Genomic DNA, 15,750 nt, shown 5'->3' on the forward strand with positions numbered 1-15,750 from the left:
GGACGCCCGCACCGAATCTAGTGGATTCGCCCCGCCGGTCGCATGTCGCGCCGCGGGGCCACGAATCGTTCACCTGGGGGACGGCGCGGGCTCCCTGGGAAATCGCTGAACGTCCGATAGCGTCGTGGCCGTAACTCGTGGCGGGGCGATTCGCGCCGCCCGTTCTGAATGGAGGAACTCCCATGACGGGCACGGTTCGCAGTGCAGTCGCCGAACTGGTCGGCACATTCGTCTTCGTCTTCGCCATCATCGGCGCGGTCAACAGCGGCAGCGACCTCACGCCGCTGGCGATCGGTTTCGCGCTGATGGTCATGGTGTACGCCACGGGTCACATCTCCGGCGCGCACCTCAACCCCGCCGTGTCCGTCGGCGTGTGGCTCCGCGGGGCCATCGACGCCGTCGGCCTCGTCGTGTACATCGTCGCCCAGCTGATCGGTGCGGCCCTCGCCGCCGCCGTCAGCTTCGCGCTGTGGCCGGCAGCGGCCGCTCCGGTCGAGGTGGAGGTCGGTCCCGCCCTCCTCGTCGAGGCGCTGTGGACCTTCGTGCTGGTCTACGTCGTGCTGAACGTCGCCACCTCCAAGGACCACCCGAACAACTCGTTCTACGGCCTCGCCATCGGCACCGCGGTGTTCGTCGGCGCGGTCGCCTTCGGCTCGATCTCGGGTGGCGGCTTCAACCCGGCCGTGGCCCTGGGCCTGTCGATCACCGGCGCGTTCGCGTGGGGTTCGTACTGGATCTACTTCCTCGCTCCCATCGTCGGCGGCGCCATCGCGGCGATCGTGTTCCGCGTGCTCAACGCGCACGACAAGCTGCCGGCCACCGAGAAGTAACCGCACGTCGAACGGCCCGGGTGGAACCCACCCGGGCCGTTCCGCGTTTCCGCCGCGTGCGTCGAGCGCGTCAGAGCCGCCCGGCGGCCTTCAGCGCGAGATACCGGTCGGCGATGCGGGGCGGGAGCGCCTCGGGCGAGTCGGCGATCGCCTCGGCTCCGGCGCGGGCCATCGCCGCCGCGACGGCGCGCGCGTCCCGCTGCGTCTTCTGCTCCGCGGCCTCGCGGTAGACGGATGCCGCGTCCGGCCGCTCCTCGCGAGGTTCGGGGTCGTCGGTGACTGCGCCGACGAGCACCTGGGCTCGGCCCGTCAATGCAGGCAGCGAACCGAGGAATCCGCGCGCCGCGCCCGCGGAATCCTGGGCGGTGAGGAGCACGACCAGCGAGGGTCGCGAGGTGAGTCTCCGGATCTCCGCGAAGGCGGCATCCCAGTCGGTGTCGATGAGCTGGGGCTCGACCGGCGCCATCGCGTCGACGAGCGCCGGGAGCAGCCCCGGGCCGTCCACCCGGGTCACCCGGGCACGCACCCGCCGGTCGAACATCAGCAGGTGCGTGTGGTCTCCCGCGCGGGACGCCAGAGCGGCGAGCAGGAGCGCGGCCTCCATCGCGGCATCCAGTCGCACGCCGTCGCCGACACGCGCTGCGGACGTGCGCCCGGTGTCGATGACGATGACCACGTGCCGGTCCCGCTCCGGGCGCCACGTGCGCAGCATCGTCGTGGTCGATCGCGCGGTCGCGCGCCAGTCGATGGAGCGCACGTCGTCGCCGCGGACGTACTCGCGCAGACTGTCGAACTCCGTGCCCTGCCCGCGCACCTGGACGCTCGTGTTGCCGTCGAGCTCGCGCAGCCGGGCCAGACGCGACGGGAGATGCCGCCGCGACGTGAACGGCGGGAGCACGCGGATCGCGCCGAGCGAGTCGATCCGCGTCTGACGCCCCGCCAGCCGCAGGGGTCCGTCGGAGCGCACCACGACGAACCTCGAGGTCAGCTCGCCGCGTCGGCGGGGGAGGAGGGGGACGGTGAACGTGCGACTCTCCCCGGGCGGCAGAGCGAGCGGGATCCGCGCGCCCGGAGCCCCGGCGGTCGGCTGCCATGCGTCGCGGAAGCGTCCGCGCACGGTGCGGCCGCCGTCATTGCGCAGTCGAAGGTCGGCGGTGGCCGGCTCGCCCAGGAGGACGCGGCGCACGGCGGAGCGCTCGACGCGGATCCGGCGCGCATCCGCCGCGAGCGCGGCATCCGCCAGCGCCGCGACGAGACAGAGGGCGAGCCACCCCGCCGCCGCGACCCAGGCGTTCACGCCGGCCGCGGACAGCAGCACGACGGGCACGGCGCCCAGGGCGACGAGGAGGGGGAGGCGGCCGGTGAGGTACACGTCAGATGGGAACGCGGGTCTGCTGAACGACGGAGCCGAGCACCGCGTCGACGGACACGCCCTCGAGCTCCGCGTCGGGACGCAGGCGGATGCGGTGCCGCCACGTCGGGAGCAGCATCGTCTGGACGTGGTCGGGGGTGATCGCGGGGTATCCGCCGAGCCACGCCCACGCCTTGGCGGCGGCGAGCAGCGCGGCGGTGGCGCGCGGACTGACCCCGAGCTGCACCGACGGGCTGCGCCGCGTCGCCTGCGCGAGATCGACGACGTACCCGAGGACGTCGTCGGAGACCGTGACGGATGCCGCAGCCCGCCGCGCCGCGTGGATCTCATCAGCGCTCGCCGCACGCCGCACACCCGCTCCGGCGAGGTCCTGCGGGTCGAAGCCGCCGGCGTGGCGGCGCAGGACGGCGAGCTCGGCATCGCGCGCCGGGATCTCCACGATGAGCTTCAGGAGGAAGCGGTCGAGCTGCGCCTCGGGCAGCGAGTACGTGCCCTCGTGCTCGATGGGGTTCTGCGTCGCGGCGACGAGGAACGGCTCGGGGAGGGGGCGCGTGACGCCGTCGGTGGAGACCTGTCGTTCCTCCATCGCCTCGAGAAGCGCCGCCTGCGTCTTGGGCGGCGTCCGGTTGATCTCGTCGGCGAGCACGATGTTCGTGAACACCGGCCCCTCGCGGAACTCGAACTCACCGGCTTTCGCGTCGTAGATCAGCGACCCCGAGACGTCGCCGGGCATGAGGTCCGGTGTGAACTGAATGCGCTTGGTGTCGAGCCCGAGCGCGGCGCTGAACGAGCGCACGAGGAGCGTCTTGGCGACGCCCGGAACACCCTCGAGCAGCACGTGTCCTCGCGCGAGCAGCGCGATGAGCAGCCCTGTGACGGTGCCGTCCTGGCCGATGACCGCCTTTCCGACCTCGAGGCGGACGCGGTTCATGGCCTCGCGCAGCGCGGCGTCGTCATGGACTGCCGGGGTGGAAGGGGGAGTGTCGCTCATCGGGGATTCCTCTCGGGGCGGACTCGGGCGTGGACGGCGTCTTCGAGCTGCCGAAGGCGCTGGCTGAGGTCGACGAGGTCGGCGTCTGTCGCCGGCACGTCGTCGAGGAGGATGCCGCGCGCGGCGCCGCGGTCGAGCCCGGCGCGGGCGGCGGCGGCGTCGGCGATCTCCTGCGCCGTGGCGCCGGCTCCGAGGCCGAGCAGATGGGACAGGCGCTCGAGCGTGCCGATCCGGAGCTGATCGGCGGCGTGCAGGGCGTCGCGGGACTGCGCGTACAGGCGGGCGCGGCCCTCGGTCGTCTCCGACGCGCGCACGGTCACCGGCAGGCGCTCCGCGACGAGCGGGCCGAAGCGTCGTCCGCGCCAGATCCCCGCAGCGACGCCCGCGATGAGGAACAGCACGATCACCGGGCTCACCCACGGCGGTGTGAGCTCGCCGAGCGTGAAGTCGGTGTCGGCGAGATCGGTGTCGGCGAGACCGGGCTGGTACCACACGACGAGCGGGTGGCGTCCCATGAGGTTCAGGCCGAGCGCGGCATTCCCGTTGTCGGCGAGGTGCGCGTTGGTGAAGAGGACGGTCCCGTCGACCACGCTCGAGCGGCGGTCTCCGTTGAGCGCCATGAGGAGGCCATGTGCACCGTCGACGGGATAGCACGCAGAAACGCCGCCGGCCGCCGTGAAGAGCGCACCCGGCTCGATGCCGCCGGACCGCTCCGCGTCGCCGAGTGCGCACGCGGGCGACACGACTCCGGGCGCAGCCGCACCCGCCATCGCCGCGCTCGGGATGAGGAGGTCGATGGTGCGCGCCCGAGGCTCGATCAGCACGACGTCGGTGGCGAGGTCGACGAGTTCGCGGAGCCTCTCGTCCGACAGCGACGGAGTGTCGGGAAGCACCAGCGTGTCGGCGTCACCGGAGAGGAGGGCGGCCACCTCCTCGTGATCGCGGGCGATCCGCACCTCGACGCCGTGGTCCTCGAGGATCCGGGCGAGAGCACGGGTTCCCGTGGGGCCTGCGGAATCCGGGTCGAGCGCGTCGCGCTCCACCCACTCCGATCCCGCGGTCAGAGCCGCCCCGATCGCGCCGACGACGAGGACCGCCATCCCGATCGCCACCCAGATCCCGACGCGCCGCCGCCGTCCGGGCGGCGCGGCGACGGTCGGCGCGATCGTCGCGCTCATGCGGGCACCTCGACCGCTGCGGTCGGCCGTGCTGCGACGACCGCAGCGTCGACCTCGGCGACGAGCCGATAGATCTCGGCGGTGCCGGGGCGCCGGAGGTAGCGCACGTCGTCGAATGCGGACGCGGCATCCTCGAGGCGATCGGCGATCGCCGGGAACACGCGCCCGGCCGCGCGCGCGAATGCGTGCACCGTCGCGCCCGGCGGAATGTCGACGACGCCGCGCTCGGCGCATCCTCTCGCGAGGGCGCGGAAATGCAGCACGATCGCGTCGTCCCAGTCGCCGCCTCGCGCAGCGGATGCCGCCGCCCTGCGAAGATCGGCGGCCGACCTTTCCTCCGGCTCGCCGAACAGCGTGGCGCTCGAGGCGCGCACGCGCCGGGACGATCGCGGCACACCCCACACGACGAACGCGATGACGATCACCGCGATCACGATGACCGCCGCGATCACCGCGACGAGGGAACCCCACTCGCCGGAAAGCTCCGTCGAGAACAGGCTGCCGATGAAGTCGCCGATCGCCTGGGCGATGCGGTCGAGAAGCGTAGGTTCGGCGATGTCGTAGACCGGGTCGGACAGCTCGGTCTCGGCCCACCTGCGCGCCTCGTCCCCGCCGGGCTGAAGGGGCGGCACGGTATCGGCGGCACGTGAGAGGACGGCCATCCCCGTGCCCGCAGCGGCGGTGAGCAGTCCGGTCAAGCCCACGGAGACTCTCGGTCGACCCCGTCGGCGGGTGCCCCCGGCGCAGTCCACGACGTCGGTGCGGCCGGCTCCGGCGGGGTCTCGGGCACGGGAGGAGCGGCACCGGCGGGCTGCGCGGGCGCCGCGTACGCGGGAGGCTGCCCATACGGAGCGGGCGGAACGGGGGGCTGGCCGTAGGGAGCGTACGCGGGGGATTGCCCGTACGGTGCCTGCAGCGGGGGAGGGGCGGCGTACGCGGGCGGCGCGGCGGGCTGGCCGTAGGGCGGATAGGCGCCGTACGCGGGCGGCGCGGCGGGCTGGCCGTAGGGCGGATAGGCGCCGGGCGCGCCGTACGCGGGCGGGAATCCGTAGACGGGCCGGACCACAGCTCGGCCGATGTTCTCCCGGTAGGGGTCGGCGAGGGCGGTGGCTCCGGCATCCCGTCGCTCGACGTAGGCCAGCAGATCGAGGTCGAGCCCCTCGTGCCGCATCCGGCAATCGATGTAGATGATCGCGGTCGCGGTCGACTGCACCACGATCGCGACGGACTGGATGACCAGCGTCACGGCCTGGGCGAACAGCGTCGAGACGATGAGGCCGATGGTCGCCGTCGCGTCGGGCTCACCCGTCGGCGCGATGATCGTGCCCAGACCCGAGCCCAGCAGGGTGAACGGGAGGCTCACGGCCTGCGCCACGAAGCCGAACACCATGGAGATGAGGACGATGACTCCCAGGGTGGGCCAGAAGCGCCGCCGCGTGAGCGTCCAGGACCGGGCGATCGCACGCCCGATCGTGGCGCCCTCGAGGATGATCGCCGCCGGCACGAGAAGGAGCTTGACCGACAGCCAGAGGGTGAGCGGGATCGCCGCGAAGAACACGAGCAGCATCAGCAGGATGGCGGCGGGGCCGATCGTCGCGGCGATCGCGAACGTCGTGACGGCGACCACCGCGAGAGCGGCGACGATCACCAGCATGAGGAGCAGCGAGTACCCGATGAGGCGCCAGACGGCCGGCTTCACCTGCCGCCACAGCGCCCCGAGCGTGAGCTTCTCGGCGACCGCGGCGTGCGCGACCTCGGTGACGACGATGCCCTGCACGATGACGCCGAGCGCACCCGCGGCCAGACCGAGGATGAATCCCGCGATGATCGTGATCGCCGTCGAACCCGCCGTGACGGCGTCGTATTCGTCGGAGCCGGGTTGCAGGGTCGCGAGGCGCGAGAAGGAGGCGAACGCGATCGCCCCGACGGCCGCGATCACGATGAGGTAGGCGAGGGTCTGCACGACGAGGGCGAAGCCGAGCAGCACCCGGGGGTTGCTGCGCAGCGCGGAGAACGATCGCCCCAGCACCGTGCCGAACGACAGCGGATGCAGCGGAATGATCCCCGGTCGGGATGCCGGAGTCCAGGCCGGATAGGCGGTCACGCTCGTCTCCTCGGGGTCGTGCGGCCTGCGTCTTCGCGCGCCGCGGCGGGCGTGCCCCTATCGTGTCATATCGGGTGCGCGCGGCATCCGCTTTCCACAGCGTTCGGCGCTGTCACGGGCGGTGTTCGGCCTCTCCTCAGGCGGTGTCGACTACTCTGTGGGGAGCGCAAGGGGAAGGCGCCGTCCGCGCCCTGCCCGCGCGACGAAGAGAAGGACGAATCCGCGCGATGACATCACGCATCCTGGTGGTCGACGACGACACCGCCCTCGCCGAGATGATCGGCATCGTGCTGCGCACCGAGGGATTCGACACCGTGTTCTGCTCCGACGGGGCGCAGGCCGTCGAGACGTGGCGCACCGAGCGGCCGGACCTGATCCTGCTCGACCTGATGCTCCCCGGTATGGACGGCATCGAGATCTGCACGCGCGTGCGCGCCGAGTCCGGCATACCGATCATCATGCTCACCGCCCGCACCGACACGGCCGACGTCGTGAAGGGCCTCGAATCCGGCGCGGACGACTACATCGTCAAGCCCTTCAACCCGAAGGAGCTGGTGGCGCGCATCAAGACGCGCCTGCGTCCGGCGAGCCAGCCCGCCAATGAGAACCTGCGCATCGGCGACCTCACCGTGGACGTGGCCGCCCACGAGGTGCGCCGCGGCGACGGCGCGATCGCGCTGACGCCCCTCGAGTTCGAACTGCTCGTCGCGCTCGCCTCGAAGCCTCAGCAGGTGTTCTCCCGCGAGATGCTGCTCGAGCAGGTGTGGGGCTACCACTACAAGGCCGATACGCGCCTGGTCAACGTGCACGTCCAGCGCCTGCGCGCGAAGGTCGAGCAGGACCCCGACAACCCCAAGATCGTGACCACGGTGCGCGGCGTCGGCTATCGCGCCGGCGCGGTCGTGTGAGGCCCGCATGGCAGCCCCGATCACGGGGGTGACGGCGACCCGGACGCCGCTGGCCGGGTGGCGGCACTGGCGCGCCTGGCCGGGCAACATCGCGGCGCTGTGGCGACGATCACTGCGTTTCCGCACGATCCTCGTCACCCTCGGGCTCACGGCGCTCGCCGTCATCATCGCGTGCGTCTGGATGGCCCTGGCGATCCAGAACGATCTCTTCGTCTCCCGCAAGGATCAGGTGCTGCTCAATGCGCAGCGTGCGACCGCGGCCGCACAGCTCACCCTCGACAGCGTCACCGGCCAGGACGGCGTGCAGCTGCAGAACGCGATGGGGCTGGTGCGCGCCACCCTCAACCAGCAGTCGACGAGCGATGCCTACGCCGCATTCCGCATCGGGCCGCCCTCTCCGAATGCGCCGCAGGACTTCACCTCCGATCTGGCTTTCGAGGATGTTCTGACCGACGGCCTCCGCGAGAGCGTGCGCGCCAACGACGACCGCCAGGTGTGGCAGTCGGTCGCGCTCCCGACGGCCGACGGCGCCACCGTCCCCGGCGTCGTCGTCGGTCAGCAGCTCACGGTGCAGGGCGTCGGCCCGTACGAGCTCTATCTCGCCTACGATCTGGCAAACGCACCGCAGACGCTCGGCTTCGTGCAGGGCACGCTGTGGATCGTGGGCATCGGCCTGGTGCTGCTGATCAGCGGCATCGCATGGTTCGTGCTGCGATCGGTGACGACCCCGATCGGCGAGGCCGCCGACACGAGCGCGCGACTCGCCTCGGGCGAACTCGGCGTGCGGCTGCCCGTGCGCGGGGAGGATGAGCTGGCCACTCTGGGCCGCTCGTTCAACGCGATGGCCGACAGCATCGAATCGCAGATCAAGGAGCTCGCCGACCTCTCGCTGGTGCAGCAGCGCTTCGTGTCGGATGTCTCGCACGAGCTGCGCACCCCGCTGACGACCATCCGACTCGCCGCGGACATGATCAACGACCAGCGCGACGACTTCGATCCTGCGACGGCGCGCGCGGCAGAGCTGCTCAACAACCAGGTGCAGCGGTTCGAGACGCTGCTCACCGACCTGCTGGAGATCAGCCGCTACGACGCGGGATCCGTGCAGCTCGAGCTCGAGCCGACCAGTCTCGCGCACCTCGCCGAAGATGTGATCGCCTCGATGGAGCAGCTCGCCGAGCAGCACAGCACCGACGTGCGGCTGGTCGCGCCCGGAGGATATTCCCCCGTCGACATGGATCCGCGACGCGTGCGGCGGGTGGTGCGAAATCTGCTCGGAAACGCGATCGAGCACGGTGAAGGGCGACCGATCGTCATCACGGTCGACAGCGACCAGCAGGCCGTCGCCCTCGGCGTGCGCGACTACGGACTCGGGATGAAGCCGGAAGACGTCGAGCGGGTGTTCGACCGGTTCTGGCGTGCCGACCCGTCGCGCACGCGGACGATCGGGGGGACGGGGCTCGGCCTGTCGATCGCGCTGGGTGACGCGCGACTGCATGGCGGCGAGCTCGGCGTCTGGTCCGAACTGGGCCGCGGCACGAACTTCGTCCTCACCCTGCCGCGCAAGGGCGGGCGCCTGGTCGGCCGGTCCCCGATCCCGCTCGACCCGGGCGAGGATTCCATCACGTCCGTCGACGACCTCGGTCTGACCCAGCCCATCCAGATTCCTCGGGCGGAAGCCGCGACGACGGATGCCGGGACGCCGGGGGGTGCGTCATGACGGCGCGACGCGGCATCCTGTCGCTCGTGGTCGCCGTGCTCGCGATCGCGCTCACGGCCTGCTCGGGTCTGCCGACCAGCGGCAAGGTGAACTACGGGCTGAGCACATCGGATGCTCCGGACCCCGAGGAGATCTCGTTCCTGCTGCCCGACCGCCCGCAGCCCGGTGCGACGCCTGAGCAGATCGTCGAGGGATTCATCCGTGCCGGGTCCGGCCCGGGTGTGGGCACGAACTGGGACCGGGCGCGCGAATTCCTCACCCCGCAGTTCTCGAAGGTCTGGAATCCGTCGGCCGGCGTGATCGTCGACGTGTTCGAGGAGCGTGACCTCGGTGAGACCGACGAGGGCGCGGTCTCGATGTCGATCACGGCGGTCGCGACCGTCGACGGGACCGGAACGTACGAGCGCGCCGAGGTCGGTGAGCGAGTGCTTCCGTTCGAGCTTCAGCAGGTCGACGGCGAGTGGCGCATCTCGTTCGCCGACGACGGCGTGGTGCTCGACCGCGACGAGTTCCCCCGCGTCTTCCACGACTACTCCGTCATGTACTTCGATCCCACGTGGCAGTATCTCGTGCCCGACACCCGCTGGTACCCGACCACGGGCGCACCGCGCCTGGTCGTGGATGCGCTCATCGCGCCGCCCAGCGCCTGGCTCGGGGAGGCCGTCGAGAGCGCGTTCCCCGAGGGCGTCACGGTGATCGCCGCGGTGCGGCGTCCTGGGAACGTGTACGAAGTCGACCTGTCGGAATCCGTCCTCGGTGCCGACCCCGAGACGATCGACCGGATGTACACCCAGCTGCGGGCCAGCCTGGCCACCGCGGGGATGACGGACGTCGAACTCACCGTCCAGTCGACCCCGATCGACGCCGACGTCGTCGCCGTGCGCTCGACGCGCATCCCCGGTGCGCCGCTCGTGCTGACCGAGGACGGGTTCGGCTTCCTCGCCGGCGGTGAAGAGATCGAGCCGATTCCGAGGCTCTCCGAGATGGTCGAGGAGTTCGCGCCGGTCGCGATCCAGGTCGATCCCCAGCGAGAGGCCGCCGCGATCCGGCAGGCCGACGGCACGGTGTCGATCGTGCGTGCCAACGAGACGTGGGACACCCTCGATCCGCGTCCGGGACTCATCGACCCGTCCATCGATCCGTTCGACATCGTGTGGACGGTGCCACGGGACCAGCCGGGCGGACTCCAGGCCTACCTTCGGGATCTCACGCCCGTCGTCGTCGCCGACGCCTGGCCGGGTGCGACCGCCGTGCACGCGATGTCGGTCTCGCGCGACGGCACGCGCATCGCGGCCGTCGTGACGGCGGGCGGGCGCACCGCCCTCTGGGTCGCGGGGATCGTCCGCGGTGCCGACCAGGTGCCCGAGCGTCTCGGGGATCCCCTGCAGCTCGCGGTCGTCGACGGGGCGAGTCGCGGCATCGCGTGGCTGGACGATCTCTCGATCGGCGTGCTGTCGGGCGATGCCGAGGGGACCGAGGTGCTGGAGCAGGTGGTCGGAGGTCTCACCTCCACCAGCAGCGCGCCCGAGACGATGTCGTCGATCGCCGGCGGCACATCGCTGTCGAGCGTGCGTCTGCTCGCCGACGACGGCACGCTGTCGGTGAAGCGCGGCACGACCTGGCAGCCCACGGCCACCGGGGTCCGGGTCCTCGCGACGCAGCAGGGCATGCCGGAGTAACGCTCCTCCCCAGGCGGCGATCGCCCACCGGCATCCACGGGTGCACGCGTGCGCGCCGCCCGATCCGCTCGCGCGATGCGATCCTTCCCGCATGCACATCGAGGGTTCGGTCGCCGTGGTGCGCTCACCACTCGCCGACGCGCTGGCGCTGGTGCTCCCGGTGGTGTGCGCGGGATGCGGCATCCCCGACGTCTCGCTGTGCGAGGCGTGCCTCGCCGCGCTCGCGCCGCAGCCGGTCCGACGCGTTCTCGGAGCGCCGGGCGGAGACATCGTGCTGTGGAGCGGACTGTCGTTCGAGGGCATCGCGGCGAGGGTCATCCGGGCGATCAAGGAAGAAGGGCGCACGCCGCTCGCGCGGAGCCTCGCTCCCGCGTTGCAGGCTGCCGTCACGCGGCTGGACGTGCGCGATGCCGTCGTGGTGCCGATGCCGACCTCGCGGGCGTCGTACCGCCGGCGTGGTTTCCGCGTGCCCGACCTGCTCGCCGCGCGGGCGCGGCTGCCCGTCGCGCGCCTCCTCCGGCCCGCACGGCGCACGGGCGACCAGCGCGGCCTGGACCGCGGCGCGCGTCGCGAGAACGTCGCGGAGAGCCTCATGGCGACGGCGGCGGCGGGGCGTCGCGTCATCGTGCTCGACGACGTCGCGACCACCGGCGCGAGTCTCGAGGAGGCCGTGCGCGCCCTCCGCGCGGGTGGCGCGGAGGTGCTCGGCGCGGTCACCGTCGCCGCCACGCCGCGGCGGGTGAACGGCCCGAGGCCGCGCGGCGTCGCATTCGAAACTCACAGGTGACAGGTGACCGGCACGGGGCTAGCGTGGGGAAGACAAGGCGACTGATGGTCCGCCCTTGGCCGGGCGGACCGGAACAAGGAGGTCAGGGATGGAAACCAGCATCGTCGGCGTGGGAGTGGGGATCACGGATCGCTTCCGCTCGGTCGTCGAAGACAAGGCCGCCCGCATAGAGCACCTCGCTCCGCGCGCACAGCGAGTCGACGTCAAGGTCACGCACCGCGCGTATCACAACGGCCGTGTGGAGGATGACACGGTCGAATTGACCCTCACCGGAAAGGGCCCGATCGTTCGGGCCGAGGCCACTGACGGTGACAAGTTCACTGCGCTCGATCTCGCGGTCGACAAGCTGTGCGAGCAGCTCCGCCGCGCGAAGGACAAGCGCGTGGACGCTCGCAACCACCCTCGCGGCGCCAAGCTCGACAAGGGCAGCGGCGCGATCCAGGGGATCGACGTGCAGCCGGCGTCTGTCGACGTGCTCCGCGCCGTCGCGACCGGCGAGATCCCGATCATCACGGGCAACGAGGAAGAGGAGGGCTACACCCCCGTCGTCATCCGGACGAAGGAGTTCGAGCCCGAATGGATGTCGGTCGAAGAGGCCGTGGATCGCATGGAACTGGTCGGCCACGACTTCTTCCTGTTCGTCAACGCGCAGACCGACCACCCCAGCGTCGTGTACCGCCGCAAGGGATGGGATTACGGCGTCATCTCGCTCACGACGATGGCAGCCCCCGAGGCCGTCGCGTCGTAGACGCCTGAGACGAGCGGATGCCCCGGCCTGATGGCCGGGGCATCCCTGCGTCGGGACGGCTCAGTCGATGAAGCCGTCGAGGATGCTTCCGATGACGAGGCCGCCGAGGATGCCGCCCATGAGGTCGCCGCCGCCGCTGCGACGACCGCCGCCCCAGCCCTGCTGGGGTCCGCCCCACTGGTCCGGCCCGCCCTGGGGACGGGAGGCGTCGATGTCGCGCTGCGCGAGTTGCAGCGCCTCGCCCGCGAGGAAGCCGACTCGGCGCGCCATCGCCATCGCCTGCTCGCGGTGATCCTCGTCGATCGAGGTGGCCGCACTCGCGGACGTGCCGAGGTAGCGGTCGAGGTCCAGCCGGATGCGCTCGGCCTCGGCCAGACGCGTGCGGGCATCCGCGCCGATCCAGCCGCGATGCCCGGCGATCACGTCTTTCGCGACGGCGAGCTGACGGTCGCCGTCATCGATCGCATGGCGCACATGCTCGAGCGGAGGGATGGGGCGCGCGGCGCGCTCGCGGGCCTTCGCGATGGCGTCGTCGAGCGCCGCGTTGGCCGTGCGCAGTCGCGAGAGGAGGGCGAACGGGTCCGTGTTCACACCGGCGGCGGGGAGTGAGGCCAGGGCCGCCTGCAGGTCGGTGATCGCCGCGCTGACGGCCGGCGTGTGGGGCTCCTTGAGCGCCACGGCGATGTCCTCCCGCGAGTCTTCGACGATGGCCGACAGCGTCGACTCCGCCCGCAGTGCCTCGACCTCGAACGTCTCGACCGCGTCGACCAGGGTCGCGGCGCGGCGCGCTGCCTCGGTGCAGGCCTCGAGGGCGAGATTCGCCTGCTCGCGCTGACCGGCTTCGCGACGGCGCTCGGCGATGCCCGCGCTGTGCTCGGCGAACCCGAGCAGCTGGTCCGCCTCGGCGGGGTTGGACGCGACCTGGGCGAGCGCCTCGGTGGAGTAGCGGCTCGCGAGGCGCTGCACGGTCTCGCGCGCCTGCGGGATGCGCGCACGCAGGCGGACGGCATCCTCACGCACCTTGGCGACGATCTCGGGAGCCCGGCGCGCGCGCTCGATCGGGGCGGCCAGCGCCTCGGTGCGGTCGTCGAGCAGGTCTTCCGCCCACTCGCACAGCTGCGCGATGCGCGCGTTGCGCGTGCGGAGCTCCTCCGGGGTGTCGGGGATCTCGTCGTGGTTCAGCTGGTGCAGGTGGAAGGCCTCGGCGAGGTGCGTGCGCACGGAGTCGAGTGCGTCGCGCAGGTCCTTGGTCGGTTCGGCTCCGAGCTCGGCCTCGGCGAAGGCGAGCTCGTCCGTCGTGACGCGAATCCGCTCATCCGCCGCGACGAGCGCGGTCCGCGCCCGCCGTGCGAGATCGGCGTCCTGCGCCTCGAGTTCTTCCTGTTCGCGTTTGCGCTTGCCCCAGAATCCGGCCATGCATCGATCCTAGGGTCGGTGTCCGGGAGGCGGCTGACCGCCGGACCCGGCTGTGGAGGCGGCGGACGGATGCCGCAGCCCGGCCCGGTGCCGGCGAGCGTCAGGGCGAATCAGCGGTCGCGCTGCGTGTGACGCGGCTTGCGGGCGGGGCGGTCGTCGCCGTAGCTGCGGTCGTCGCGGCGACGGCTCGGGCCGCCGGTGTCGAGACGCAGCTCGATCAGCTGGCCCGAGATGCGGGTGCCGGAGAGCTTGTCGAGCGTGCCGCGGGGGAGGTCCGCCGGCAGTTCCACGAGCGAGAAGTCCGGCCGGATCTGGATCGCGCCGAAGTCGTCACGGCGCAGGCCGCCCTCGTTCGCGAGCGCACCCACGATCTGGCGCGGCTCGACGCGGTGGCGCTTGCCGACGGCGATGCGATAGGTCGCCATGCCATCGCGGGGCGTGCGCTCACGTCGCTGCGGGCGCTCACCGCGGTCGTCGCGGTCGAATCGGCCGCCGCGATCGTCGCGCTCACGGGGCTCGTAGCGCGGGCGCTCGGGCTCGGGCTCGAGCAGCAGGGGCGAGTCGCCCTGGGCGACGACGGCCAGCGCGGCCGCGACATCCGCCTCGGGCACGTCGTGGTTGCGCACGTAATGGGCGACGATGTCGCGGAAGCGATCGATGCGGTCACTCTCGCTGAGGGCCGCGGTGATGCGGTCGTCGAAGCGTGAGAGCCGCGTGACGTTGACCTCGTCGACGCTCGGCAGCTGCATCTCGGTCAGCTCCTGGCGCGTGGCGCGCTCGATGGCGCGCACGAGCCCGCGCTCGCGCGGCGTGACGAAGCTGATCGCGTCGCCCGAGCGCCCGGCGCGCCCGGTGCGGCCGATGCGGTGCACGTACGATTCCGGGTCGGTGGGGATGTCGAAGTTCACGACGTGCGAGATGCGCTCCACGTCGAGGCCGCGGGCGGCGACGTCGGTCGCCACCAGGATGTCGAGCTTGCCCGACTTCAGTTGGTTGACGGTGCGCTCTCGCTGCACCTGCGCCACGTCGCCGTTGATGGCGGCGGCGGAGTAGCCGCGGGCGCGGAGCTTCTCGGCGATCTCCTCGGTCACGCTCTTGGTGCGGCCGAACACGATCATGCCGTCGAAGTTCTCGACCTCGAGGATGCGCGTGAGGGCGTCCATCTTCTGCTGGAACGACACGATGAGATAGCGCTGCGAGATCGTCGCCGACGTGGTCGTCTTCGTCTTGACCGTGATCTCTTCGGGGTCGTGGAGGTACTGCTGCGACATGCGGCGGATCGTCGCGGGCATCGTCGCAGAGAACAGGGCGACCTGCTTCGTGTCGGGCGTCTCGGCGAGGATCGTCTCGACGTCCTCGGCGAAGCCCATCTTCAGCATCTCGTCGGCCTCGTCGAGCACGAGGTAGGTCAGCTCAGAGAGGTCGAGGGTGCCCTTGTCGAGGTGGTCCATGATGCGACCGGGGGTGCCGACGACGATGTGGACACCGCGGCGGAGCGCCGACAGCTGCACGCCGTAGCCCTGGCCGCCGTAGACGGGGAGGACGTGCACGCCCTTGAGGTGGGACGCGTACTTCTCGAACGCCTCGCACACCTGCAGGGCGAGCTCCCGGGTGGGCGCGAGCACCAACGCCTGCGGCTTCTTCTGCGAGAGGTCGAGGCGGTCGATGATCGGCAGCGCGAAAGCGGCCGTCTTGCCGGTGCCGGTCTGGGCCAGGCCCACCACGTCGCGGCCGGCGATCAGCGGCGGGATGGTCGCCGCCTGGATCGCGGACGGGGTCTCGTAGCCGACATCGCGCAGCGCCTTGAGCACGGCATCGCCCAGTCCGAGGTCGGAGAACGTCATCGCTGCGGGCTCGGTGGGAGCCTCGGCCTCGATCGGGGTGTCGGTTTCGGTCACGCTTCAGGTTAGTGCGTGCCGCCTGGGAGGCGACAGGATGCCGCGGAGCGCCGGGATCGCGGCATCCGCCCTCGTGTTCAGGCGGGGCGCACCGACTGCGTCACGAGCTCGGTGATATCGAT

At 71.6% G+C, this 15,750-nt stretch carries 13 protein-coding genes; 6 read left to right on the forward strand and 7 right to left on the reverse strand.

Features of this window, described 5'->3' with window-relative positions; genetic code table 11:
• Nucleotides 1-182 precede the first annotated feature (182 nt).
• Entirely contained in the window at nt 183-830 is a 648-nt protein-coding gene (locus OL358_RS10445) for an MIP/aquaporin family protein (protein ID WP_264709907.1), read from the forward strand.
• 70 nt (nt 831-900) lie between these two features.
• Here the strand turns inward: OL358_RS10445 and OL358_RS10450 are convergent, their stop codons facing one another.
• From OL358_RS10450 to OL358_RS10470, 5 genes are read right to left on the reverse strand one after another with little or no spacing between them, the layout of a single operon-like run.
• Complete coding sequence (locus OL358_RS10450; RefSeq protein ID WP_264709908.1) at nt 901-2,202, reverse strand: DUF58 domain-containing protein; 1,302 nt, start codon at nt 2,200-2,202, stop codon at nt 901-903.
• 1 nt (nt 2,203) lies between these two features.
• Nucleotides 2,204-3,193: an AAA family ATPase gene (locus OL358_RS10455; RefSeq protein WP_264709909.1), complete on the reverse strand. Its 990-nt coding sequence runs from the start codon at nt 3,191-3,193 to the stop codon at nt 2,204-2,206.
• Nucleotides 3,190-4,371: a DUF4350 domain-containing protein gene (locus tag OL358_RS10460; RefSeq protein ID WP_264709910.1), complete on the reverse strand. Its 1,182-nt coding sequence runs from the start codon at nt 4,369-4,371 to the stop codon at nt 3,190-3,192. The genes OL358_RS10455 and OL358_RS10460 overlap by 4 nt, the downstream gene beginning before the upstream one ends.
• A complete protein-coding gene (locus tag OL358_RS10465) occupies nt 4,368-5,069 on the reverse strand; it encodes a DUF4129 domain-containing protein (RefSeq protein ID WP_264709911.1) in 702 nt (233 codons plus the stop codon). The genes OL358_RS10460 and OL358_RS10465 overlap by 4 nt, the downstream gene beginning before the upstream one ends.
• Nucleotides 5,066-6,475 (reverse strand): glycerophosphoryl diester phosphodiesterase membrane domain-containing protein, encoded by a 1,410-nt coding sequence (locus OL358_RS10470; RefSeq protein ID WP_264709912.1) that lies wholly within the window; start codon nt 6,473-6,475, stop codon nt 5,066-5,068. Before OL358_RS10470 ends, OL358_RS10465 begins: the two co-directional genes overlap by 4 nt.
• A 227-nt stretch (nt 6,476-6,702) precedes the next feature.
• Between OL358_RS10470 and mtrA the strand changes: the two genes are divergently transcribed.
• The 5 genes from mtrA (at nt 6,703) to hpf (ending at nt 12,314) form a co-directional block, all read left to right on the forward strand.
• Nucleotides 6,703-7,383: an MtrAB system response regulator MtrA gene (gene mtrA, locus OL358_RS10475; protein ID WP_264709913.1), complete on the forward strand. Its 681-nt coding sequence runs from the start codon at nt 6,703-6,705 to the stop codon at nt 7,381-7,383.
• Between the two features lie 7 nt (nt 7,384-7,390).
• Nucleotides 7,391-9,100, forward strand: coding sequence for an MtrAB system histidine kinase MtrB (mtrB, locus tag OL358_RS10480; RefSeq protein ID WP_264709914.1), 1,710 nt, complete (start codon nt 7,391-7,393; stop codon nt 9,098-9,100).
• On the forward strand, nt 9,097-10,779 hold the full coding sequence (locus OL358_RS10485) for an LpqB family beta-propeller domain-containing protein (RefSeq protein WP_264709915.1): 1,683 nt from the start codon (nt 9,097-9,099) through the stop codon (nt 10,777-10,779). The genes mtrB and OL358_RS10485 overlap by 4 nt, the downstream gene beginning before the upstream one ends.
• A 91-nt stretch (nt 10,780-10,870) precedes the next feature.
• The gene (locus OL358_RS10490; protein ID WP_264709916.1) at nt 10,871-11,566 is read left to right on the forward strand and encodes a ComF family protein; all 696 of its coding nucleotides are present in this window, start codon (nt 10,871-10,873) and stop codon (nt 11,564-11,566) included.
• Between the two features lie 88 nt (nt 11,567-11,654).
• Entirely contained in the window at nt 11,655-12,314 is a 660-nt protein-coding gene (hpf, locus tag OL358_RS10495; RefSeq protein WP_264709917.1) for a ribosome hibernation-promoting factor, HPF/YfiA family, read from the forward strand.
• A gap of 60 nt (nt 12,315-12,374) precedes the next feature.
• Here the strand turns inward: hpf and OL358_RS10500 are convergent, their stop codons facing one another.
• Both OL358_RS10500 and OL358_RS10505 read right to left on the reverse strand, forming a co-directional pair.
• The gene (locus tag OL358_RS10500; protein ID WP_264709918.1) at nt 12,375-13,730 is read right to left on the reverse strand and encodes a hypothetical protein; all 1,356 of its coding nucleotides are present in this window, start codon (nt 13,728-13,730) and stop codon (nt 12,375-12,377) included.
• Nucleotides 13,731-13,840: 110 nt separating this feature from the next.
• On the reverse strand, nt 13,841-15,574 hold the full coding sequence (locus OL358_RS10505) for a DEAD/DEAH box helicase (protein WP_264710279.1): 1,734 nt from the start codon (nt 15,572-15,574) through the stop codon (nt 13,841-13,843).
• Nucleotides 15,575-15,750 lie beyond the last annotated feature (176 nt).

This window comes from Microbacterium sp. SSM24, assembly GCF_025989145.1.
In the GTDB taxonomy this organism is placed as follows: domain Bacteria; phylum Actinomycetota; class Actinomycetes; order Actinomycetales; family Microbacteriaceae; genus Microbacterium.